The sequence below is a fragment of the Cognatishimia activa genome, from assembly GCF_001458335.1.
In the GTDB taxonomy this organism is placed as follows: Bacteria; Pseudomonadota; Alphaproteobacteria; order Rhodobacterales; family Rhodobacteraceae; genus Cognatishimia; species Cognatishimia activa.
On record NZ_CYTO01000018.1, the window covers coordinates 61,282 to 63,023 of the forward strand.

At 52.1% G+C, this 1,742-nt stretch carries 3 protein-coding genes; 2 read left to right on the forward strand and 1 reads right to left on the reverse strand.

The window, feature by feature from the left end:
• A partial coding sequence (locus tag TA5113_RS09115; RefSeq protein WP_258953919.1) for a LysR substrate-binding domain-containing protein occupies positions 1 to 207 on the forward strand: 207 nt, incomplete at its 5' end.
• A 214-nt stretch (positions 208 to 421) separates the two neighbouring features.
• On the opposite strand, the gene TA5113_RS09120 is transcribed toward TA5113_RS09115, so the two are convergent.
• Entirely contained in the window at positions 422 to 946 is a 525-nt protein-coding gene (locus tag TA5113_RS09120; RefSeq protein ID WP_058314193.1) for a Crp/Fnr family transcriptional regulator, read from the reverse strand.
• Positions 947 to 1,022: 76 nt separating this feature from the next.
• Between TA5113_RS09120 and TA5113_RS09125 the strand changes: the two genes are divergently transcribed.
• Positions 1,023 to 1,625, forward strand: a complete 603-nt coding sequence (locus TA5113_RS09125; protein WP_245627125.1) for a hypothetical protein — start codon at positions 1,023 to 1,025, stop codon at positions 1,623 to 1,625.
• The last annotated feature ends 117 nt before the right edge of the window (positions 1,626 to 1,742 follow it).

The window sequence follows — 1,742 nt, forward strand, 5'->3', positions numbered from 1 at the left end:
ATTCAGGGACTTGGAGTTGCCTACACGCCTCGGTTTGCGCTTGGCGATTACCTAGAAGAGGCCAGGTTACTGCCACTGCTCACAGAATACTCCGGAGAGGCCAGTGAACTTGGTGCCGTCTATCTCGAGGGGCGCACGCTGCCCAACAAGGTCCGCGCACTCATAGACTTCGTTGCCGATGATATTCGAACTACGAATATTCTCTGAGTTCAACAAGCTGGTACTTGGAGTATCGTGCGCAGGTTCTTCAAGTATTGTGGCTCCAGAGACGTCCCAATGCTGCAGTCGCAGTTCGGTTTGCCGACATTCCCTGTGAGCGCGAAAACTGAGGACGCTCGAACTCACACTTTGCGGGACGAAGTAGTAGTTCGCTGCAGATGCCCTAATGGAAGCCTCTGGAGCTCCCTGATGCAAACCTGTGCTATGCTCTTCGTTTGGCCAGTTCCCGATATAGTGCTTCCCGCGTGACGCCCAAAACTTGCGCTAAAACCTGCAACTCACCCCTCGGTGGGAGGGATTTGTTGCTTTCAAGCCAGACATCAACTTTCTCGGCGACTGTCCGCAAAGTTCGCACCTCAGCATTCATGCGGGCAGCCTGCAATTCATGCGCTAGGGCCTTGGCCCAGACGTACTGCAAGTCTGCGTTTGAAGTTAACTTTTGCTGAAACTCAGAAACGGGAACACGCTTCACGCGTGATCGTGAAAGCGACACCCCATCACAATGATAGACCTTCGCGTAGGCTGAAGCTTCAGCCAACACATTTCCCGGCCTTACACGTGACAGCACCAAGCGGGTGCCAGATCGCGCATGACGCACCAGTTCCACGCTACCCTCTTCCACAATAAACATAGATCTGACCGGTTCGGCGTTTCGAAATAGGACTTGCCCCTTGGCAAGGCAGGTCGTTTGGGCATCGTCAAAAAGGGCAACAATTTCCGGATACATGATCTGTATCATATGTGATTTAGGCGGAATGCTGAATAGATGAACTACAACACATACTTATGTATCGGAATTGATGGTGACTTTCTTTCAGAAAAAATACGGCAAACATCGAATTGCGATCGGGCTATTTGCCCTGGTGACGCTGGCCGCAGGAGGTGTTTTCTACGCCAAGGGAAACTCCCTCCATATGATGTCTCAGCACATGTCCGGGGGCGGCCATATGCACGGGGCCGATGGAACTGGACATGATGAGATCAATATGCCGGGCTTACGTGGGGAAAATGCGACACCTGAAGAGAGCGCCGAACTTGCAGTCATGTTCCGCAATTTTGAGACTATCACGCGGGAAGTCACCAATCTTCCCAATGGTATCCGTACAGTCACGCGATCATCGGATGAAGAGGTGATGAAGCAATTGGTCAGCCATGTCTTTGGAATGATCCGCCGCGTAGAGGAAAAAGACGACCCCGAGATCATCATTCAGAGCCGGACTTTGGATGTTTTCTTTCAGCGGGGCGACAAAATCGAAACCGAGATCGAACTGACTGACGAAGGCATCGTAGTTACGCAAACGTCACAAGACACAGAACTTGTCGCGGCGCTCAAACAACACGCTGCCGAGGTCACAGATATGGCTGATCGTGGTATGGAAGCAGTTCATGAGATGATGATGCAATAGGACGAATACACCAGTACCAAAAGTTTGGCCCTCTAGCCCAAAAGCCGCCATTGGCCGCGAAGCAGAAAATCGATAGTTTGGGCTCGTTGCGGCCATCGGAGGCAGCGCAGCATCTCG

Coding starts and splice junctions, on each gene's coding strand:
- TA5113_RS09120 (WP_058314193.1), bottom strand. CDS start 946: ATGTATCCGGAAATTGTTGCCCTTTTTGACGATGCCCAAACGACCTGC.